The organism is Mucilaginibacter sp., assembly GCF_965201005.1.
In the GTDB taxonomy this organism is placed as follows: Bacteria; Bacteroidota; Bacteroidia; order Sphingobacteriales; family Sphingobacteriaceae; genus Mucilaginibacter_A.
The window spans coordinates 182,073-204,126 of the sequence record NZ_OZ241747.1 but is presented as its reverse complement, the minus strand read 5'-3'; the positions used below and the strand labels follow the sequence as shown (position 1 = coordinate 204,126).

Below are 22,054 nucleotides of genomic sequence, written 5' to 3'. Positions count from 1 at the left end.
CTAATTTAAGATATGTTATTATGAATAAATCTACGGGAGTATTCAACTTGGAATGACGACCAAACAACGGTGTTGTCACTGCAAAATGATATCTTCGAAATTAATATATGACCACTTTAATTAAACTGTGGACAATATCAAATAGACAACAGATAATTATTTATTATATGTTATCTATTCTATAATATACCGAAAGTTGATCGCAGCTAAACCGTCCAGGAACTTAGTGACTTAAATGCGATTAATAATGACATTCCAAGAATTTTCTATTTATATAATTAAATATTCATTTTTATATTTAAAGGATAATTTTTCACGAAGATATTTTGCATCAAATGTTATTACTTCTTATCTTTATGCAAGTCATTAGGAATCAAACTGTAGCAAATTATTTGTAGGTAATTCGGGAATTGCCACATTTTTAAGCTCTTAAATTATTGATTATCAATGGATTGTTAGGATAGGTTGCTGTCCCGTCCATTCCGCTGAAAACAATGTCAAAATTGCATAAAAGCCTGTAAATCATCGATTTACAGGCTTTTATGTTTAGCCGAAAATACCAAAATATGCATGTTTTAGCATAAAAAAGGTGAGCAATTCGGTGAGCATATTAAAGCTAAAAAGATGCTCACCAGAAATACCATAAGTAACTGATTTAGAAGATGTTCAGCGAGTGAACATCTTGATTGCAAGTGATGGAATAATCAATTTTGTTTCACTATTTAATTCATTTGTAATGAGAACTAACATCAATTTGCTTTTTTATTTAAAGAAGCGCTCTACCTACAAAAATGGTCCGGTAGCCATTTATCTGCGGTTTACCGTTGACGGCCGACGGGCCGAAGCCTCAACCGGAAAAACATGTGATCCTTCCCGCTGGAATACACAAGCAGGCCGTGCTATCGGCACCAAAGAAGACGTTCGTACCCTCAACTCTTATCTCGACACCTTGCAGGCTAAAGCCCAGGAGTTCCATCGCTGGATGACGGCCAATGACGAAATGGTTACCGCCGAAAGCCTCAAAAATCGCTTTATTGGTAAAACAGAAAAAGTACGCACCTTGGTTACCGTTTTTGAAGACCATAACCAAAAGATGCGCAGCCTGGTAGGGCAGGAATTTGAGAAGAGCACACTGCAACGTTATGAAACAGCGTTAATGCATACCAAAGATTTCATGCAATGGCAGCACAATGTTTCTGACATACCTATCACAAAAATCAATTTCGAATTCCTTAATGATTTTGAGTACTACCTCCGGAGCGTTCGCAAGTGCGTCAACAATTCTGCGATCAAGTATATTAAAAATTTAGGAAAAATTGTCCGTATCTGCCTAGGTAATGGCTGGCTTACGATTGATCCGTATCTGAACTATAAGCCTAAAACCAAAAAAGTTCACCGGGTTGTGCTGACCAAGGAAGATCTGACGGCCATTGCAGAAAAGGAATTTTCCGTAGATCGGCTGCGCTTAGTCAGGGATATTTTTCTGTTTAGTTGTTATACCGGGCTTGTCTATGTCGATGTCAAAAAGCTTAAACGTTCCGAAATGGCCAAGGGAGTCGACGGCGATCTTTGGATCCATACCAACCGCCAAAAAACAGATACTTTATCCCGCATTCCCATTTTGCCGGCAGCATTAAAAGTTATTGAAAGATACGAGGATAACCCACAATGTATTGTCGACGATCTTTTGCTTCCGGTAATGAGTAACCAAAAAATGAATGCCTATTTAAAGGAGATAGCCGACTTGTGCGGCATTTCCAAACTACTGACTTTCCATAATTGCCCGGCATACGTTCGCTACGACTGTAACGCTTAATAATGGCGTTCCAATAGAGAGTGTGGCTAAGATGATGGGGCACACCAGCATCAAGACCACACAAATCTATGCTAAGGTAATGGATCATAAGATCAGTTCTGATATGGCCACACTTAAAGTTAAGCTGTCGGCAATTAATTAAAACCATCAATTGACAAATATTCACAAATATTAGGCAGTTCGTATAGTTTTTAGTTAATTTTGGGTATGATAAAAGAAATCAATAAAAGAGTAGTATTAGTGCATTGGAAACGTTTTGCAGGAATCGATATTGATGTATTTTCAAGTCTTAAAGGTTTTTGCGACAGCTACCCTGATTTTAATTATCATACCCTGAATAATTATCTTTCCAAGAAAAAAATCCCATTTGAAAATGACGATGTTAAAATAGAGCGGCAGCCATTGATACAAAAAGTCACCAGGCCTAACCTGCCGCCTGTATTATTCTGGGATTTTGATTTTGATAAAATTGATTGGAGAAGGTCAAAGCTGACGATTATGGAGCGGGTGCTTAATAAGGGCAACAAATCAGAATGGGAAGAAATGATACGATTTTATGGAAGGGACAACGTTATTTGTTCTCTGAAAGAAGAAATCAATTATTTAACCGATATGACCATTGATGCTGTTTGTGAATATTTCCAGTTGAGCAAAAATGAGCTCAAATGTTACACAAAGAAACAGTTAAACCAGGGACACTGGATCTAATCAAAAAGCTGATGCGAGATCAGCAGTTCAATTCTTTTCACCTAGTTGGAGGAACCGCTTTAGCACTGAAGCTTGGTCACCGGGATTCTATAGATATAGACCTTTTTAATACCGGGGATTTTGATGGTGGGGAATTAGCGGACCATTTAAAAAAACAATATCACGCCGAGATCAGGGGACAAAAAAACAATTACGTTAGTGGAAGTATTTTTGACGTGGATTTTGACCTGATAAGTCACAAATACCCGCCAATTAAGCAAATTGAAACTATTCAAGGGATTCGGATGATGTCACTAGAGGATATTGCCGCAATGAAAATAAATGCAATTGTTAATAGTGGGCAACGGGTGAAAGACTTCATAGATATTCACTATCTGCTCAAAGAATTTACTTATGAAAATATTGTGGACTTCTATTGCAGTAAATATCCAAATGTTAATCATGGCATGGCGCGCAAATCACTACTGCATTATCAGGATGTTGACTTAAGCGTTCCCGTCATCCTCAAAGACAAAAAGCTCACATGGGAAATTGTAAAAAGTAGTATTAACAATGCAGTGGATGAATATGATAGGATGCAACAAAACCCAGGATCTGATCGGGACGATGATGATAATTCTGAAGATATAGGACGAGGCAGAGGTGGGTATCGAAGATAAGTGATATGGATTGCAATTTCATAATGGTGCGGAGAATATGACATTTATTCTCCGCAAATTTGCGGAGAAAGAGCTAGGCAGTGGACGAAATACCACCTATGCGTTAACGACTTAATACTTATTGCGAAATAACCAAACCACCAATTTCTAAATTCGCAAATCGCGAATTTAGAAATTGGTGGTTATATTCGTATATGAAAGCGCATAATGGGATGAGGCCGCATGATTTGGTCTTACTGCTGAAAATAACTTCGTCAGACAAAAACTGGCTGAACAAAGATCTTGCGACTAGTTTATACATCAGCAATTCTGAGATCAGCGAATCCTTAAATCGTTCCATGATTGCCAAATTGATCAGCCCTGATAAACGGGTTGTTTTTAAAACTGCCCTGTATAATTTTATCGAGCACGGATTAAAATTCGTTTTCCCTGCTGAGCCAGGCCCTATTGTTCGCGGGCTGCCAACCGCACACAGCGCTCCCATTCTGAAAGATTACTTTGTATCTGATGAAACCTATGTATGGCCAAGTGCTAATGGGAAATCAAAAGGCCAGGCGATAATACCGCTATACCCCAATCAAGTAATGGCGGCAATGGATGATGAACAGCTATATGATAAACTTGCTTTAGTCGATGCAATCCGCGTGGGTAAAGTTAGGGAGCAAAAAAAAGCCTTAGAGCTATTAAAAAAATCTTTTGAATTGGTTTTTTGAAGAGGCAATCGAAGCCATTCTTGATAGTTAATTAGATAAATATCCGAATAAATTAAGAAAAGCGGCTGTATCATATATTGAGATACAGCCGCTCTGGTGTATTAGAATCAGTTGCTGTTAAAAGATATCCTTGTCTCCTTCAGTCATCCATTCACCTTCAGCCATTACAATTGGATCGAGCCAATCTGCTTTATGCTCGGCCCAAGCCAGCCAGTCATTATTGGAGCTGGGTATTGCAGCAAGGGACTCTCGAATAAGCTGGGCCTGTTTCCAGCGCTTTGCCTGCGTCATTAACTCTTTAAAGCTCTCTCGCTCTTCATGCTGGTGTGCATCACGTTTTGCCTGAAGTTTGCGTTGCTTTTCCCAATTCTCTTGCCATATACGTGCATTTTTTAAATACTCCTCTTCTTGTTTAGCTGATATATCCAACTTAGCCATTATTTTTGGCAACTGGTCTTCTAATAGTTTGGTTTTGGAATCTCCCCATTCAGACTTTAACCTGTCATCAAGTCGAAACACTATTTTACCATTTGGCCGCCACTCAAATTCCTGATAGGGTTTATCGACCTTGAATTTGGTTGTCCGTTCCCGAAAATTGACCCTGAGTTTTACCTCACCAACAACAATATAATTCCCATCTGTACTTATCTCATAAATATATCCTCTGGCGCGAACGCATTTAATTAACGTATCCATAAAACGAAGTGCCCGCCCAACATTAGATGATGCCACACGAATGTCCAGTTGCCCTTTTGTGGTTACAGCCATTCCAGGATAATTGATATCAGTCAGTTTTTCCAAACTTTCTTTCGCAGCTATAATTAGCGGGTCAGGTTTTATCAATCGTTCTGGTACCTTGAATGGAAATTCCTTCTGAATTATTTCTTTAACGAGCTGTATTCGCTCGGAAGCTTTTTTAACGGGTTGTTCCTGAGGTCGTTCTTTGAGTTCAATAAAATCTTGTCCATCCCATTGAGCCGGCAGCTTAGGTTGGCGTCTATCGTGCCCTGCTTTAACTTTAGCCCAGGAGCCTGTTTTTGGAACAGGAATATTCATACGAAGACATATTTTACGAAAACCAACATCCGATATCTTATATTTCTTAGCAATCTCTGTCATTGGTAGCTCCCATACCATCTGGTAGATTTCTTTACGTGTAAATCTGATCATAAAACTGGCGCTGCAGATTTTAGCTCATCCATGTTAAATTCACCCAGGCTTCGGAGATATTTCATCGTTATAAGTACTGATGAATGTCCCATCATTTTCTGAACCATATGAACATCCTTTGTACGACGAAAAACATCTATCGCAGCGGTATGCCGAAAAGAATATAATGTCTGTTTAGGGTATATCAATCCATGGCTCAATAATATCTTCTTTTCCCGTGACCATTGTTTGCTGAAATAATCATCATTAAATGGCTCGTTAATTAAACTGAATATATTGTCATCTCTTTTAATCCCGTCAAGAACAGGCCCCAGTTCATGCCTTACATAATCGGGTACATAGACAACCCGGATCTTGCCACCCTTATTCTCACTACCATCTAAATGGATCTCGGTATTATTAACCTTAAAATGTTTTTTAGTCAGTAGCCGTATCTCCTCATGAGGGCGCAATAAGCAGCCATAGGTCATCAGGCAGCAGCGATAAAGATTGGTTTGCCTGGCTTTTAGAAAATTGAGCACAGGTTTTAGCTGATCTTTTTCATAAGCTAAATGAAGTGTAGGTTTGATTTTCTGTACTTCAGTTTTCTTAACCGTCATTAAAGATTCATCAATTAGCCTGGTAGCCCCATTAAAAAGGGAACTTAATTCACGCCTTTTATTCATGTAGCTCGTGGGAGATGAATTGTACCGTTGGAGGAATTCTTCGATTGTAGACGTTTTTAATTTCTTGATTGACATTTCACGGCCTTCTGGCCCTAAAAAGAGCATGAACTGATTGTAGGCATATCGAAGGCTATCTCTATGCAGTTTACTGATATCGGATGTTAATTTTCTGTCGAGCGCCTGCTGAAAAAGCAAACCAATGGACTTGTTATTTTTTTTAATTTTCATCCCGCAAACATGCGCTTAAAGCACATATCGACTTTATTAAATTCTTTTTCTTTTTTGACAGCTATGAACAATACAGCCTTAATCACCATGTAAGCAACTAAAAGCAAAGCCGGATAAAATGTCAAGGGCGAGCCAGCCGCTAAAAGCGAACAATGCGGCTCGCTTGTATACCCTTGACATTTTATTCCGGCTTGGACTACCTTTGCGATAATGGTGAGTTAGGTAATCCCATGATAGTGATTTATTCATTGTTACCCATCTAACCAATCATGAACAAGGCTTTCGTGCAATTTTTAAAGACTTCCAGGAAAAAATGAGTTGCGAATTTTTTTAAATCCTCCCGGGAGGGCAAGAGACTTTTTGTCACACAAAAAGACATCTTGCAGTTACAAAAGCAACATGTTTTTTGATAATGATTTTTAAGTTAATTGATGCTTCGTAAAACTGAGAGGGCGATTTCAGGCACCATTTAAAAGCCGTTTTCGATAATCTCGAAAACGGCTGGTTGAGTTGGGGGCTTAGATAGGAAGATAACCTGATCGCAAGATTTGCATATCGCAAGTTTTAGCGATAATGGGATCGTGGGATTTACGGATTACAAGATCTGTCGATTTCGTGATCGTAAGATTGATAGATTTTATGCTATCTCCTCCTGCCAGGAAATCAGGCTGCCTTTTATAGGATGGTAAGATGGGCTATAACTAATATAACCTAACTCAACCAACTTCTTAATACATTTATGATAGGTAGCAGTAGATGCAATATTGCTATAAGACATTAATACCCTACGATTGACTTGAAAAGGAGTAATTCCACCATTCTGCTGCAAGCAGATAAATAAAGCATTATAAAGGCTTGAATGACTTATAAATAATCGCGGATCTTTCTTCATTTTCATAGCCCGCTCATTGTATACCTTGAATTTGTCGGGTTTTACAGGTGGTCTCATTGTTTACCCCCTTCCAGAACTTTTTGAATGTCTTCCAGCTTGTAATACATCATGCCGCCCACTTTGGTAAATGAAAGTGTGCCATTAATGCGCAGGTTTTGTAACGTGCCCGGTGAGATGCTGAGCAACATTCTTACCTCGTTGCTTTTTACCCATTGTTTTGCCGCCTGCTGAGTCGGGTTTAGGACTGCTTTTAAGTCCCTGATAAGATCATTCTTGAATTCCAAGAGATCTTGTTTGGTGATAATTTCTATCGCCGCCATAATAAAAAACTAAGGTGAACTTGAACTTTACGAAACGACTACGGGCCTATTCCCGTATTCATAAAGCTGCGATCAGCATCGCATTTAGACCCCGCGAAACTTAGTTTCGCTTAATTGGGCGGCATACATCAGGTAGTATACGCCTTGAGTATATCAAAGATAGTAATTGTTTTCAACTTTAAATATTTGTTATAAAAAATCTAAAGATTAATAAAATACACACCTTTCATTTCAGAGCTATACACTACGACTTAACTATATTACTAACTTATATGTTGACCGAAACAGATATCATATAGGATATGAACTTGTTGAAATATTGTCAACTTTCAGCAAATCAATCCTCATCCTCTATAACTTCTGCAATGTATTGTTCACAGAAAGAATCAAATTCTGTTTCAGATTTACTGTCCCATATGATCAGTCGCTCCCGATCTAATAGCCCGAGTACCTTTTTGTAGATATTTTGGGTAGAAGCTGTTATAGCGATAATTAAGATACAAGAGGTGCGTGTGACGATAGTATAGGCAAATTCAAAAACTTCCTTTTCAAATTCCAGTGGAATGCGAGTTGACCATATAATACATTCTTTTTCGAGCCCCTTAAGTCCTAAAACGGAATCTGTTTCCGCATCGATTCCATGACTGACAATTGCGTTGCATAGTTCCCTGTCTTTTTCTAAAATGGTAGCCTTTTTTAGGTCATAAATTTTGTACACGTTGAAAATTTTACAAATTTTTTCTGCAAGATCATTCGTATCCTCTCCGTAAACCAATATTGGACGGGCACCAGGTGGCGAGCCTTTATAAGGCGTTATTCCTGTTACTCCTTCATCATTTCCGAAGCGAGAGACAATTGCCTCAGATAGCATTTTAATACTTTCGCTAACTCGTACTGGCAGGCGATAGGACCCATCCAATCTATGAAAAATACGTCGGATCATTTTTTCATCTCGAGGTATTCGTGCTGCTGTTCCAAGATGAATAGATTGGGCAAGATCACCTGCAATTGTGAGATTATTCGGATTTTTAATCATCATATAAAAAATCTCAAAGTCGGCGTTGGTGCAATCCTGAAATTCATCCAATAAAATAAAATCGTAGTTGGTTTTTAATTCCCCTGATTTCAATTTTCCATATAAGTATTGTCTTCTCAATGTGAAACTTTGTATTCCTCCTTTATGCATCAACTGTGCATATTGAATCAGGCACCGCCAAGCTAATTTCCTCCGATCGCTGTTTTTGGGCATGGATGGGTTGTTGCCTCGTCCGGTTCTTTTGATAGAGAGATAGGTCTCTTCACCCTTGGTAATGCCAACCTGTAGGCCATAGATAACACGATGGTATTCCTCAAAAAGGAAGTCGTGATTCAGAATGCTATCGTATTGGTCATTAATAATCCGTTCTTCGTTCTTTACTTTTTTAATGATTTCATCAAGTAAATTAAAATGCTGCTGATGGCTTACAAGCCCTTGATAACGTACATTACCTAATAATTTAGGCAACATATCAAAGTGTAGAAGTCGAATATTAGTAACATTAGAGCCATGAAATTTAAAATGGCTTGATTTATCGTTAAAGCCATGAAAATTGGTATCGTACCGAATAGAATATTTGGTGTTGTCAAGTAAATCAATGAGCCATTCCGCAATCTTGCCAATAAGGCCTTTGTTGAAAGTTGTAACCAGTATTTTCAGATTGGGAGAATAATTACTGTTTTCTACGATATTCTTTATTTTTTCAGTGATAACAATACTTTTCCCGCAACCAGCCGGTCCTACTATGATAGCGGGGGAGTCCCCGTCCTTTGAGGCGCGTTTTTGTTTTTCATTTAACGTTACCTCCCTTCTCACGGTGATCGGAGGATTGAAAATGTTAAGTTCTGTGATGGGTTTTGCCCCGTAGCTAAATGCCATTGCAGCCTGTGGCTTTTGAAGAACAAGACCGGAGTGGCTCCTATCAATCCAGGAGGATGATCGTTGAAGCTCTGATATATCTAAAATTGAGCCTAATTTCACCCGGATTCTATTAATATTTTCAAGTGGTTTTGTAAAAAGCAAGTTGCTTTCTTGTATTCGATGTGCATCAAAGCCCTGAGATTTAAACTCATATTCGAGTTCAGTTAAGAAGCGCATTTTTTCAGGCTGGCTCGAAGTTAACAGGAGAACTGTTTGTGGTTTATACTTTTTAACTAATTCTTTAAAATCACTTGCAATTTCATTTTTATTATCAGACGCATCGAATAGGTAACTTGCTGATAAAATAGAATTAGAAGTTTCAAGATTATGTTCATTATTCCAGGAATTTACCTCAAACTCGGTAATGAAGTTGCTGTCAATTTCTGGGTAAACTTTAATGAACTCTTTCCATAAATAATCCCGATTATAAGTCAACATGAACGGACTTGTATCAATGTTAATTATGGTGATGCGTGGGACCCGTTTACCGAGTCTTTTTAGTCCGGCATAAATCAGTCCGAGCCCCCATTGAATAGCCCCCGCCCCAGCACCAAGATCAAAAACTTCGAGATGATCGCTTTGGTGCTCAAGTACTTTGTCTAGAAAGAATGTTAGAAATGTATTTACGCGCCTAGGATGGTACCAAAGAGAATAAGCGAATGCCGTATTAAACCTGTCATAACATAGGTCTTTTCCCCTAATTAAATTGTAGCTTTCAGTATGACATTTTTTAAGATCATATTTAAAGTTAGACATTGTCCGATGCTCATTATAAAATGCCACCGCGGAATCAGCGACGATCTTATCCAGGCTGTCCTGCTGGGATCTTAACCATACTTTCAGTTCTTCTGTCATTCGTTAAATTGGTGCGAAGCCTTGTTTTCCTTCTCCAAGCCAGGGAAGTTTCTGCTTAAATATCTGAACTACTTCGCTATATTTCAAATCATTCCAGTTCATAAGGCGCATTTGTTCAAAAGCAATTTCCCGTGTACTGGCAATAAACTTGCCTTTGTCTGGGTGAAACGGCTGTACGATAAACTTTTTTACGCCAGTGTGCAGTAATTCACTGGTAAAGTCCAATGCGTTTTCCACGGGCAGTAATGGCGTCATAGTAATGCATGTTTGGATACCCGCATCGGTGACTTCTTGTATGGCCTTGAGTCTTAATTTGTTTGAGGGGCAAAAAGGCTCAAATGCTTTTCGGACTGCCTCGCTGTCCGTAGTCACAGTCATATTTACCTGTACCACTTCAAATTGTTTAAGGAGATCTATGTCCCTGGTCACAAGGGGGCTTCTTGTCTGAATAACCAGTCTGGGTTTATGATAGGTTAATAACTCAATTAATAAACTTCTTGTTAACTGAAGGTTTTTTTCAATTGGTTGGTAAGGATCCGTTACACTACTTATATAGATAGTTTTATTATTTAAAGGTTTTTTTCGGAATTTCATTAAGAGCTGAAGTGCATTTTCTTTTACCTTTAACCAATATCCCCAATTATCTTTTTCATCTGATGATCGAGAAAAAAAGGCAGCGTAACAATAGTTGCAGCCGAATGAACACCCTGTATAAGGATTAAGGGTATAATCATAAGCACTCATAAATCCTTTCGCTTCGGTCAGAATGCTCGCTGATTGTATATACTCGACCTCTGCTTGTCCAATTTTAGCCTGTTTATTGTATTCGCCGGCGGCAACATTGCTGAATAAGTCCATATTTAATCGTTATTAGTAAAAATAGTCTTTATTGTTAAATATCAATTGTTAAATCTCTGCTTATTAGTAAGCTGCATAAAATAATCTATTAGTCATCTATTACAGATCAAGAGACCTTAGAATTTACTAATAAATTTAGTAATTCTTATTGATATAATAAATTTATTCCCAATATTTGTTTTATGAGACTGCCTGACATTCCAACATTATATTACGGTTAAATAATTTAGCCTCAAAGTCTGAATAAGCCTATATTTATGCCATACTAAGCCGCTATGATTGTATCTGTTCAAAATATTGTTGAAACCGTAGACTTGACCCCAAAAGACGCATTGTTGCCTTTATTTGAGTGTGTTGTTAATTCAATCATCAGTTTAATACAATCAGATGTAGCTGAGAAGGAAATTCAGATCAAGATTAAACGGGGAGACCTTCCGCAGCAGACACATATCGAGGGGATACGGACAATCAGTTCCATTACTATTACTGACAACGGTATAGGCTTTACCGAAAAGAATTTTAAATCATTTGAAACACCATTTTCCAAGGTGAACCGAGATTTTGGATGTAAAGGAATTGGAAGATTTACTGTGCTTGCTGCATTCCGCGAAATGAATGTAAGAAGCATTTTTAATGAAAACGGCAAATGGAAAATTAGAGAATTTAGGTGCGATTCTGAAGATGAGGTAACTCCATTAAAGTATGAGGATTCAGATACGGAAATCGCCAAAACTACGATTGAACTTGTTGACTGTTTTAATCCAATAATTAAAGATAGGACTGCAGTTAGCATCGCGGATATTTCCAAGGAAGTGATGCATCACTGTCTTATTTATTACTTGAGTGATCAAATGCCGCTCATTCGGATTTTCGACGCAGAAAGCCAGGAAGGTGAAGTAATTAATGATCTTTTCCAGCAAGTATCAAAAGAAAAGGAAAGAACATTCCAAGTCGGTGACCAGATATTCCGAGCCTATATAACTAAAGTCTTAAAGGAAAATAATAGGAAGAATCACTATATCTATTATTGTGCAAATTCACGAGTAGTGGGACAACCCAAGAGCATTGCGAAGGTGAATAGTCTTTTCAGCTACCCGATTGTCCAAGGTGGCAAGGCTTATTTTTTAGAAGTTTACATTGTTAGCGATTACCTTAATAAGAAAAACTATAAGACAAGAAACGGATTTGCTATTCCGCAGGAGGATGACGGGCTTTTTCAGGATCAGGGAATCATCTCATTTGACCAGATTGAGAATGCTTTAGTAAAAGTGCTTGAAGAAGAATACGATGATCACATTAAAGACTCGTCTAAAAAAAGCCAATCCGAACTTCAAAATTATATTGATGAAAAAGCGCCTAGGTATAAAAGTTTAAGGAATAATTCTGAACTGCTAAAATCTATACCGCCAAACTTAACGGATGATAAAAAGGAGGAGCATCTTTACCGTATTTCTTTTCATGCTCGTAAGGTAGTTGAAACCAAACTGCAGGATTTTATTGACAATAAGCAGATAAGTGAAGAAACTATTCAAAAAATAAAAAAGGATATTCAAGAAAAAACCGCTTATGATGTCGACAGTCTTGCTGATTATATGATGCGACGCAAGGCTATCATTGATCTGTTTGATAAGTTTCTTGAGGCAGATAGTGAAGGTAAATATAAGTTAGAACAGGATATCCATAACATTATCTTTCCGTTAGGATTTACCAATGAAGAAATGCCTTATGAAATGCACAATCTATGGCTACTTGATGAACGATTCCTGTCTTATAAGTTCATCGCTTCTGATAAGTCGATCACTTCGATTTCCCAAAAGAAAAGTGCTAAGGAGCCGGATCTCATCTGCTTGAATGAACAGCCCCAAATGTTTGACAACCCAATCAGTTTCGGTGATAAAAGCAACGGGGAGCTTAATTCTATGGTCATTTTTGAATTTAAACGACCTGGCGATGTGGCACATCAGAAAAACAAAAATGATTACAGGTGGCAGTTCTCTGAACTGATCGAGCCCTATTTTGATGATTTTCTTTATTCACCAGATAAGAAAAATTATAAAGGCAAACATGTTGTTGTAAAAAAGGAGACACCTAAATTTGGTTTTGTTATTCTTGATTTCTTACCTCCGCTGTTGGAACAATTTAATATTGGAAAAGGCTGGCAAAAAACACCATTCGGGACATTTTATAAGATGGAGGCCAATAACAATCTTCATATCGAAGTTATGACCTTTTCTAAGCTTATTGAATATGCAAAAAATAGACATATGCCCTTTTTTGATAAGTTGTTTGGTAAGGGATAAACTTATCTACCATTACTAGAGAAATTCGAGACGGGTACAACATTTTAATTTTTTAAAGTTGTCTTTAATGCCATATCGCTATTTAAAATTATTGTGGCATCCATGTTGATCTTGAATAAGTATGGCAGATACTCATAGTAAAGAAGTAAGAAGTTTTAATATGTCTCGAATCCGAAGCAAAGACACGCGGCCGGAATTATTAGTAAGAAAATATTTGTTTAAAGCCGGTTTCCGCTTTCGACTACACAATAAAAATCTCCCCGGAAAACCTGATATTATATTACCAAAATATAAAACAGTCATACTTATTCATGGCTGTTTCTGGCATGGCCATCCCGGATGCCGGTATGCTGTTTCACCAAAATCAAATACTGAATACTGGAGTATAAAGCTCAGTGGGAACTCGATACGGGATGCTAAAAACCAAGAAGGTTTGAAAAATATGGGATGGAAGGTTATTGTAATATGGGAGTGCGAGCTCAAAAAGGAATGTTTTTTAAAAACGATGACCTCTCTGATAACTCAATTAATTTATATTAACCCGATTTAATAACTTAGAATATTATAAATAATACTACTTTTAACATATAGACCTAATCAGGCCTTAAACCTTATTATTTATATGCTTAAAACAGAGGTCGTTGACCCAAATGTTGGTAATTTTATTGACTCTATAAGAGACATTGGGTACTCGTTTGAAGTCGCTGTCGCCGATTTAATCGACAATAGCTTAACAGCGGGTTGTTCGGAAATAAAAATCGTAACTGTTCCTAATCCTCATCTCGTTTTTTCCATGCTTGATAACGGATCTGGCATGTCCGAGCCTAAATTACTGGAGGCTATGAGACTTGCTTCTAAAAACCCGAAGGATGTACGAAAGAAAAATGATTTAGGAAGGTTTGGTCTGGGTCTGAAAACTGCATCTTTTTCGCAGTGTAAAAAACTGACTGTAATAACAAAGAAGGATGGTCAGGTTTATGCGAGACAATGGGATATCGATTATATCTCACAAAAAAATAAGTGGCTTCTTATAACCCCTGAGAACTTCGATCACATTCCTCTTCTACAGGATCTGTATGCACTGGAAAGCGGAACGCTAGTCTGCTGGGAGAATATTGACAGATCTGACAAGCATAGTTTTGCAAATGTAATTGCTCTTCTGAGGAAACATTTATCTCTTGTGTTTCATAAATATCTTGAAGGGTCAGAAACCGCTAAGGCAGTTAAAATATTTGTTAATCAAAATATTTTAATTCCGTTTAACCCATTTAATATGAATCATCCGGCAACGCAGCAACTACCGGCTGAAAAAATCAGGCTTTATGATACGAATATTATTATACAGCCATACATTCTTCCGCATCATTCCAAACTTACCCAGCAGGAGTATGATCTGTATGCAACTGAAGAAGGTTATATAAAATCTCAGGGGTTCTATCTGTACAGAGAAAACCGAATACTAATTTACGGCACTTGGTGGGGGCTTCATAAATCGCTTGATGCTCATAAACTTGTCCGAATAAAAATTGATATTCCCAACAGTATAGATGCACACTGGGGTATAGATATTAAAAAATCTATAGCCAGACCGTCAGAAGAAATTAAAAGAGATTTAAAAAGGGTAATTGGTCAGGCCACCGAAAAAGGCTCGCGTCCATACACTGGCAGAGGCAGAAAAATCGAAGACAAAACTATTGTGCAGTTCTGGGAAATTCTTTCTCTCAATGATGACATTCGTTTTGCAGTTAATCAGGAACATCCTCTTTTCAGGTCACTGATTGACGATTTATCTGCTGGCAGCCATAGAGAAACTTAATTTTCTGTTAAAAGGCCTTGAAGCATACCTTCCTATAGAAGCGATACAATTTAACCTTCAGAAAAATCCCCATTTGATTAAACAGCAGACTGCGTTTACTGAAACCGATATAACAGACTTAACATCAAAACTGCTTGCCTCCGGCTTATCGCAGGAAGATATTGATGATTTACTAAAAACAGAATTATACAAAGGCCGCAAAAATCTATTACAAGATGGACACAATTAGTTACCAAGCAGTTAACGAGAATATTCATAACAAACTATTAAAGGTTAACGGTTCTCTGCCGCCAACTAAAATTGAAGAAGAAATTACCAAAATCAGAAACGTAATTACAGCTATAGGCGCAGAAAACTTTGCCAACATACTTTCGATAGATTCTTATACTGACTTATCAGAAGAAGACTGGGCAAGGATGGCGACAGATTTTGAAATTTATTTTAATGTTAAGCTTTCTAACGGCACCCTGATTCAGGGTGAAGAACAGCAGGACCGAGATACTGTATGGTGGTCAACGCTTAATAAGCAGAAATCGCTAAAATATTACTGGCCTCGTTATGCCGATTATCTTGCAACAACCCTTCCGCCTGATGTAGTCAAAACGATAGATGAGGATACTGATATTATCTTGGATAATATTGAAAACCCAACTGTTTCGTCGTTCTCCAGATATGGAATGGTGGTTGGCCATGTTCAGTCAGGAAAAACAGGTAATTATGCGGCAATAGTCTGCAAAGCTGCTGATGCAGGGTATAAATTTATAGTAGTTATCGCCGGTGATAAAAACAATCTGAGGAATCAGACTCAAGAAAGACTCAATGAATCATTTATTGGTCAGTCCAAAGGTGTGCAGGTTGGAGCAGGAAAAGGAAACTCTAAAAAGGAAATGCTGCCATACAGTCTGACAACTGTTGAAAAGGATTTTAATAAGCACGATGCAGACAAGGTTGCTCAGGGTCTGAATTTTGACAACATCAGTGTGCCAATCCTTATGGTAATAAAGAAGAATTCGGGAACACTCAAAAATGTTATTGACTGGCTGCAGAAGCAGTATGTGAACAAGATTGTAAAACATGCAATGCTTGTTATCGACGATGAGTCTGATTACGCGTCCATCAACACTAGAGAAGAAAGTGATCCAACAATTATTAATAAAAGGCTGAGAACATTGATAGGTCTTTTTCAGAAAAGCGCTTATATCGCTTTTACTGCAACACCCTATGCTAATATATTTATTGATCATAAAGCTGAAAGTGCGGATTTGGGAAGAGACTTATTTCCAAAGGATTTTATTTATGCGCTTGATGCTCCGACGAATTATTTTGGAGCAAGACGTATATTTCTTGAGACTGAAAGAAAATCCCTGGTTGCAATTAACGACTGGACCGATATCCTTCCTCTCAATCATAAAAAGGATCTTGAAATTGATCACCTGCCAGGCACACTGCTGGAAGCGCTGCGCCTCTTTCTCCTTGTCGTAGTCATAAGAAATCTCCGCGGGCAGGGGAACAAACATAACAGCATGCTGATACATGCCTCCAGATTTACAGACGTTCATAAAAAGCTTGCAAAGCAGGCTGCCTCATATCTTACGAACTTAACTAAGGATATAACCTCATATGGTAAACTGCCGGATGCTCTTGATCAGAGCCTTCATCTTCAGGATCTAAAATCGAGCCTTGAAAAGTATTACAAAGAGATAGAATTTAATTGGAAAGATATTCTGCTCAGCCTGACAGATATTATCGATAGTGTAATTGTAAGAGAGGTCCATCAGAAGACCACTCTTCCGCTGATTTACAGAAACGACGCTGTTACTAATGCAATTGTTATCGGAGGTACCAGTCTTGCCCGCGGGTTTACTGTTGAAGGACTAAGCATAAGCTATTTTCTGCGAAGCACTGTTTTTTGGGATACCCTACTACAGATGGGCAGGTGGTTTGGGTACAGGCCGGGGTACGAGGATCTTTGCCGGATTTTTATGCCGGCAGACCGAATTGAAGATTTTGCTGAAATTATCAGTTCAACGGAAGATCTCTATAAGGACTTCAAACTGATGGCTGAAAAAGGCATGACGCCCAATGATTTCGGCTTGTCCGTGCAGGAAAACCCCGATAACGCACTTCAGGTAACAGCACGTAACAAACAGAAGAATGTTACGGAATATGTCCATTCTTTAAAGCTCGATGGAAGGCTAAAGGAAACGAGCAGACTTAGAAGCGACCCCGCCGACATAAAGAAAAACATCGATCTTGTCAAGTTGCTTATGGACTCACTTGCAGTTTCGGAACCAGTTGAAGGCAGTCGTATTTGGAAGAACGTGGATAGGAAAATAATCGGAGGCTTTCTTAAAAAGTTCAAGACTTTTGAAAACGACCGGCTTGGCCTCACCTCCAGAATGCCGCTACCGTATATCGAGAAATTTACTGAAGAACGGGATATTAACTGGGATGTTTCCCTTCACAATGGTACCGGCGCCCCTTTTATTCATAAAGGAATTGAAATCAAACGGGAAAAAAGACAGTTTACTTATAAGAAGGAAGGCTTTTTTGAAATCCAGAACAGACAGGTTTCATCAGGATCCGCGGAATCAATTGGAATAGCGGACCCGGAACTGAGAAAAAAATACGCGGCAGATCGCGGGGAGACTAGGAAGAATCTTCCGCGTCCGCTCCTGATGCTTCATATAATCGAACCCACTTTTAACAAAAATGGTGAGCCAACTAAGGAATACGGAATTGATGAAATTGTAGCAATTGGTGCCAGCTTTCCCGGCGATGTGACTTCAAAAGAGGATATCGTAACCTTGAAAATAAATACCGTTTATTACCAGAATCTCCTAAGAGATTTAGAATTAGATCAGGCTTCCGATGACTGAAGAAACAAACAACCCTTGGGCAAAAATTAACCTGGCTTCATCAAAAAGAGTTGAAATAAAAACCGCTTACAGATTTCACTGGATTAAGGATGATAAAGGGAGATCAGGCTTAAGAATAAATTTCAAAAATATTCCAGCTGACGCTGAGCCGATTGCTAAAATAAGCGGCATCACATCGTTAATTCACAGGCATGAAAATGTCGATGATGAATTGTTTTTAGTTATAATGAATCCTTCTGACCAGGATATTTTCCATACCCTGTGTCTTGACCTGATCAATAGCTCCCTGACTGCTGAAACAGAACCTAAGCTATACAGCACAGTTGCAAACAGACTGCGTCACTGGCAGCGTTTTTTAAGCATGGGAGCGGCAAAAACAATGACCGAACAGTTACAGATGGGGCTTTTCGCAGAGCTTGCATTTTTAAATGATAACGTTCTGACAGCAATGCCAATTGATCCTGCTATTGGTGCCTGGGTTGGTCCCGATTTTGACAAACAGGATTTTTCGTTTGATGATTTCCTTGCTGAAATAAAATCATACATTACCTCTAAAGGGCCCTTTGTCAAAATATCCTCTATGCATCAGCTGCTATTTGATACAAAGCGTCTCTACCTCGTTGCATTCGGCGTAAGTAAAACAAATGGCGGCAGGAATATCCTGGATTTAATTGATGATATAAGGGAGAAGCTTTCAGCAGATTCAAGGCTACTCGACAGTTTTGAGGGGAAATTAAATCAGTATGGTTATTTTGATGGAATTACAGAAGGACCATTTTTTAAATACACTACTGACAGCAGAAAAAGCTATAACGTCTCTGTAGAGTTCCCAAGAATAACTTCAGCTGCAGTTGCCGATCAGATTACTGCAGTACAGTATACAATTGATCTGTCTAAATGCAAAGCTTTTGAAACGAATATACCATCATTAAATAACATCTGATAAATGGCAAGCTTAGAAGAATTTCACCAGGACTTTATACAGTCAGTGCTGATAGATGCAGACTCACGCGGCCTGTTAACGGCCCAGTCATTTTTTGAAATTGTATGCGAAGACCTGGTGAGTGTTGGAGATCTGACGAGTAATTATACACCAGCAGAATATATTAAAAGAGGCATTGAAGCATATGGTTTTGATTATGATGATGAAAGAAAGATTCTGACGATTCTGAGCCATCAGTTTTACCAGGACGATTCTGTTCAGTCTCTGACAAGAACGCAGCTGGAAACAAAATTTACGCGTTTAAAAGCTTTTTTTAATAAATCCACGGAAGGATTGTTCCGGGAAATGGAGGAGACGTCGGAAGCACATTCGATGGCCTATAATATATACCGGTATTTTGAGAATAAAATGCTGCATAAGGTACGCCTGATGGTACTTACAGATGGAAAGGCTACAAGAAATCTGGTGGAACTTCCTGCGGAAACCATAAAAGATGTGCAGTTTGATTTCAGGGTGGTTGATATAGAATATCTCCATAACATATATGAGTCGGAAACAAAATCCGCAGTATCCGATATCAATGTAAACCTCCCTTGTCTTGTAATTAACGATGAAAATGACAGTTATCAGTCTTATCTGACGGTTTTAAAAGGTGATCTGCTGGTCGATATTTACGAGCATAACGGACAGAAGCTTTTTGAGCAGAATGTAAGAACTTTCCTGCAGTTCAAAGGGGGCGTAAATAAAGGTCTTCGAAATACAATAGAGTGGAAACCGGAGATGTTCTTTGCTTATAATAATGGAATTACTGCGACAGCAGAATCGGTGGAAATTGGCGACGATGGGAATCTTAAGGTTATTAAAAACTTTCAGATCGTAAACGGGGGACAGACTACATCTGCTATTTATGCGGCAAAAATGACATCGAAGCTTGATGTATCAAAAGTTGCCGTCCAAATGAAGCTTTCTGTTGTCAAAAAAACGGAGAACCAGGACGAATTTATATCTAAAGTCGCAGAATATGCGAACACACAGAATAAGATCAATAATTCAGATTTTTTTTCCAATAGCCCTTTTCACAAGGATATGAAAGACTATTCGAACAGAGTATTTGCACCAGCCACTGGAGGATCTCAGAAACGCACGCACTGGTTTTATGAGCGTGTGCGCGGGGAATATCTGAATAGTCAGGCATATTTGAAACCGACTGATAAAAACAAATTTTTAATTGAAAATCCGAAGCAGCAGGTAGTAGATAAAACACTTCTTTCAAAAACAGAAGTTACCTGGAGAAGACGGCCGGATATTGTTTCAAAAGGAGCACAGGAAGCTTTTAAAAAATTTGCCGAGGAAATAAATGAAATTCTTGAAAAGGATAATCTGGCAATTACAGAATCTTATTTTAAAGATGCAATCTGTCGTGTTATTCTTTTCAGAGCTACCGAACGAATAGTTTCCGCCGCCCCGTGGTATGACGGAGGTTTTCGAGCTCAGACAGTTGCTTATACAATTTCCTATTTATCGGCGTTAACCCAAGGTTCTGGCGTTGATCTGAACTTCGACCTAATATGGGAACTGCAGGATATTCCCGATTCGCTTACAGAAATGCTCAAGCTTATTTCGGAAAAAGTCTATCACAGCGTAACCCACCCGGCTACCGGTTATGCCAATATCACTCAGTGGACTAAAAACTTTAAATGCTGGGAAAGTGTGCAGGAAATTGACATCGAATTTCCGGAAGAAGATCCGAGGCTTTTTATTTTCCGCGAAGACAAAAATTTCAAAGCTAAAGATGCCAAAGAAACTAAGGCGGTGGACAAAGGAATTGATGCTCAGATTTTTGTTATGAAAGTTTCATCTAATGATTGGAACGTAATCTTAAATTACTACAGTAATTATAAAGGAATCAAAAACCTCAGCAGTATGCATCTTGATGTTCTTGCAAAAATGGCCGGAGGGAAAATCAATCTTCCTTCTGAAAAACAGGCAAAAATCCTGTCACAGATCTATGAGAGTGCAAAGATGGAAGGTGTCGGACTTGAGCAGTTGTAACTAATTAAAAAACCTTTTTTAAAAGCAAGCCTTATTTGCTACCTTCAAAGGTCGAAATTTTCAATTTGCAGAATTAAATATTTTTTCGTAAAAGACTCATTGTCAACAAATTACATTTTGAAAACTACTAAAAAAATTGGTATTGATATTTTCAGCGGCGCAGGTGGCCTGAGTTTAGGTGCCGAAAATGCTGGTATTAGTATCGGCCTGGCAATTGAGAAAGATCCGTCTGCTGCAAAAACATTCAGCAAAAATCATCGGGGCGTTAATATTCTCTGCGAAGACATTGGCAAGATAAAGCCCTTAGAGCATATTGCCAAAGAGCCCTTTATAGTTTTTGGAGGTCCGCCATGCCAGGGCTTCTCCCTGTCCAATACAAAAACCCGTACCGAATTCAACAAAAACAATTATCTGTTTAACGAATTCGTAAGGTTTGTAGATGAACTTCAGCCAGAGTGGTTTTTATTTGAAAACGTTGAAGGCATAACAACGTTTAATAAAGGTGAAACTGTCAAAGAAATTAAAGCCTGTTTCAAAGAAATAGGTTATGAAACCACCGAACAAGTTTTATACGCCTCAGATTATGGTGTTCCGCAACACCGCAACCGTTTTATAATGGTAGGAAACCGTCTGGGAAAGGTTTTTGAATTTCCTGAAAAAAGCGATACAAGAGTAACCGTAGAAGAAGCTATTTCAGATCTACCTGAACTTTTGAATGGCGACAAATTTGCTGAACTTCCATACAGCAAAGATATTAGCGAAGTTAGTGGCTATGCGCAGTCGATGCGTTCAAAATCAACTGTTGCCCGTCAGAATCTTGTTTCTAAAAATGAAGATTATGTAATTGAGCGTTACAAACATATCAAGCAGGGACAAAACTGGAGAGCGATTCCAATAGAAATGATGGCTAATTATGCAAATGTAGATAATTGCCATAGCGGAATCTATAAGAGACTTGATGCAGGATCTCCTTCGGTTGTAATATCAAATTACAGAAAAAATATGCTGATCCACCCGTTTCAGGACCGTGGTCTTTCGGTGAGAGAAGCAGCACGTCTGCAGAGTTTTCCGGATCATTTTGAGTTTGAGGGAACACTAATGCATGTGCAACAACAGATTGGTAATGCTGTACCGCCATTGCTTGCTGAGGCAATATTTAAAAAAATACTTACATATTAATTTAGCACATATTCTAATTGTATTCCGTGGATAATGAAAAGATA

19 protein-coding genes are annotated in these 22,054 nt (G+C 38.4%); 13 read left to right on the top strand and 6 right to left on the bottom strand.

Annotated elements, in window-relative coordinates:
* Positions 1–736 precede the first annotated feature (736 nt).
* The 5 genes from ACOFKR_RS00885 (at position 737) to ACOFKR_RS00865 (ending at position 3,896) form a co-directional block, all read left to right on the top strand.
* Positions 737–1,816 (top strand): site-specific integrase, encoded by a 1,080-nt coding sequence (locus ACOFKR_RS00885; protein WP_419802142.1) that lies wholly within the window; start codon positions 737–739, stop codon positions 1,814–1,816.
* Entirely contained in the window at positions 1,776–1,958 is a 183-nt protein-coding gene (locus ACOFKR_RS00880; protein WP_419803601.1) for a tyrosine-type recombinase/integrase, read from the top strand. The genes ACOFKR_RS00885 and ACOFKR_RS00880 overlap by 41 nt, the downstream gene beginning before the upstream one ends.
* Before the next feature lie 65 nt (positions 1,959–2,023).
* Positions 2,024–2,524, top strand: coding sequence for a DUF6922 domain-containing protein (locus ACOFKR_RS00875; protein ID WP_419802141.1), 501 nt, complete (start codon positions 2,024–2,026; stop codon positions 2,522–2,524).
* Positions 2,482–3,183, top strand: a complete 702-nt coding sequence (locus tag ACOFKR_RS00870; protein WP_419802140.1) for a nucleotidyl transferase AbiEii/AbiGii toxin family protein — start codon at positions 2,482–2,484, stop codon at positions 3,181–3,183. The genes ACOFKR_RS00875 and ACOFKR_RS00870 overlap by 43 nt, the downstream gene beginning before the upstream one ends.
* Positions 3,184–3,377: 194 nt before the next feature.
* Positions 3,378–3,896 (top strand): hypothetical protein, encoded by a 519-nt coding sequence (locus ACOFKR_RS00865; protein WP_419802139.1) that lies wholly within the window; start codon positions 3,378–3,380, stop codon positions 3,894–3,896.
* Positions 3,897–4,013: 117 nt separating this feature from the next.
* On the opposite strand, the gene ACOFKR_RS00860 is transcribed toward ACOFKR_RS00865, so the two are convergent.
* The 6 genes from ACOFKR_RS00860 to ACOFKR_RS00835 form a co-directional block, all read right to left on the bottom strand.
* Positions 4,014–5,015 (bottom strand): hypothetical protein, encoded by a 1,002-nt coding sequence (locus tag ACOFKR_RS00860; protein ID WP_419802138.1) that lies wholly within the window; start codon positions 5,013–5,015, stop codon positions 4,014–4,016.
* A 47-nt stretch (positions 5,016–5,062) separates the two neighbouring features.
* Positions 5,063–5,959: a tyrosine-type recombinase/integrase gene (locus tag ACOFKR_RS00855; protein ID WP_419802137.1), complete on the bottom strand. Its 897-nt coding sequence runs from the start codon at positions 5,957–5,959 to the stop codon at positions 5,063–5,065.
* A gap of 637 nt (positions 5,960–6,596) precedes the next feature.
* Positions 6,597–6,908: a winged helix-turn-helix domain-containing protein gene (locus ACOFKR_RS00850; protein WP_419802136.1), complete on the bottom strand. Its 312-nt coding sequence runs from the start codon at positions 6,906–6,908 to the stop codon at positions 6,597–6,599.
* Complete coding sequence (locus ACOFKR_RS00845) at positions 6,905–7,171, bottom strand: helix-turn-helix domain-containing protein (RefSeq protein ID WP_419802135.1); 267 nt, start codon at positions 7,169–7,171, stop codon at positions 6,905–6,907. The genes ACOFKR_RS00850 and ACOFKR_RS00845 overlap by 4 nt, the downstream gene beginning before the upstream one ends.
* 337 nt (positions 7,172–7,508) lie before the next feature.
* Positions 7,509–9,983 carry a UvrD-helicase domain-containing protein gene (locus ACOFKR_RS00840; RefSeq protein ID WP_419802134.1) on the bottom strand — a complete coding sequence of 825 codons (2,475 nt, stop codon included), beginning with the start codon at positions 9,981–9,983 and terminating at the stop codon, positions 7,509–7,511.
* Between the two features lie 3 nt (positions 9,984–9,986).
* Positions 9,987–10,841: a radical SAM protein gene (locus tag ACOFKR_RS00835; RefSeq protein ID WP_419802133.1), complete on the bottom strand. Its 855-nt coding sequence runs from the start codon at positions 10,839–10,841 to the stop codon at positions 9,987–9,989.
* Between the two features lie 275 nt (positions 10,842–11,116).
* On the opposite strand from ACOFKR_RS00835, the gene ACOFKR_RS00830 reads away from it, so the two are divergent.
* The 8 genes from ACOFKR_RS00830 to ACOFKR_RS00795 all read left to right on the top strand — a co-directional run bounded on the left by ACOFKR_RS00830 (position 11,117) and on the right by ACOFKR_RS00795 (position 22,010).
* Positions 11,117–13,141, top strand: coding sequence for a hypothetical protein (locus tag ACOFKR_RS00830; RefSeq protein ID WP_419802132.1), 2,025 nt, complete (start codon positions 11,117–11,119; stop codon positions 13,139–13,141).
* Positions 13,142–13,262: 121 nt separating this feature from the next.
* Positions 13,263–13,691, top strand: coding sequence for a very short patch repair endonuclease (locus tag ACOFKR_RS00825; protein WP_419802131.1), 429 nt, complete (start codon positions 13,263–13,265; stop codon positions 13,689–13,691).
* 72 nt (positions 13,692–13,763) lie between these two features.
* Entirely contained in the window at positions 13,764–14,957 is a 1,194-nt protein-coding gene (locus tag ACOFKR_RS00820; protein ID WP_419802130.1) for an ATP-binding protein, read from the top strand.
* Entirely contained in the window at positions 14,920–15,186 is a 267-nt protein-coding gene (locus ACOFKR_RS00815; protein WP_419802129.1) for a hypothetical protein, read from the top strand. Before ACOFKR_RS00820 ends, ACOFKR_RS00815 begins: the two co-directional genes overlap by 38 nt.
* Positions 15,173–17,836, top strand: coding sequence for a Z1 domain-containing protein (locus ACOFKR_RS00810; RefSeq protein WP_419802128.1), 2,664 nt, complete (start codon positions 15,173–15,175; stop codon positions 17,834–17,836). The genes ACOFKR_RS00815 and ACOFKR_RS00810 overlap by 14 nt, the downstream gene beginning before the upstream one ends.
* Positions 17,829–18,779 carry a PD-(D/E)XK motif protein gene (locus tag ACOFKR_RS00805; RefSeq protein ID WP_419802127.1) on the top strand — a complete coding sequence of 317 codons (951 nt, stop codon included), beginning with the start codon at positions 17,829–17,831 and terminating at the stop codon, positions 18,777–18,779. Before ACOFKR_RS00810 ends, ACOFKR_RS00805 begins: the two co-directional genes overlap by 8 nt.
* A gap of 3 nt (positions 18,780–18,782) precedes the next feature.
* The gene (locus tag ACOFKR_RS00800) at positions 18,783–20,831 is read left to right on the top strand and encodes an AIPR family protein (protein WP_419802126.1); all 2,049 of its coding nucleotides are present in this window, start codon (positions 18,783–18,785) and stop codon (positions 20,829–20,831) included.
* Between the two features lie 117 nt (positions 20,832–20,948).
* Positions 20,949–22,010, top strand: a complete 1,062-nt coding sequence (locus tag ACOFKR_RS00795) for a DNA cytosine methyltransferase (protein WP_419802125.1) — start codon at positions 20,949–20,951, stop codon at positions 22,008–22,010.
* The last annotated feature ends 44 nt before the right edge of the window (positions 22,011–22,054 follow it).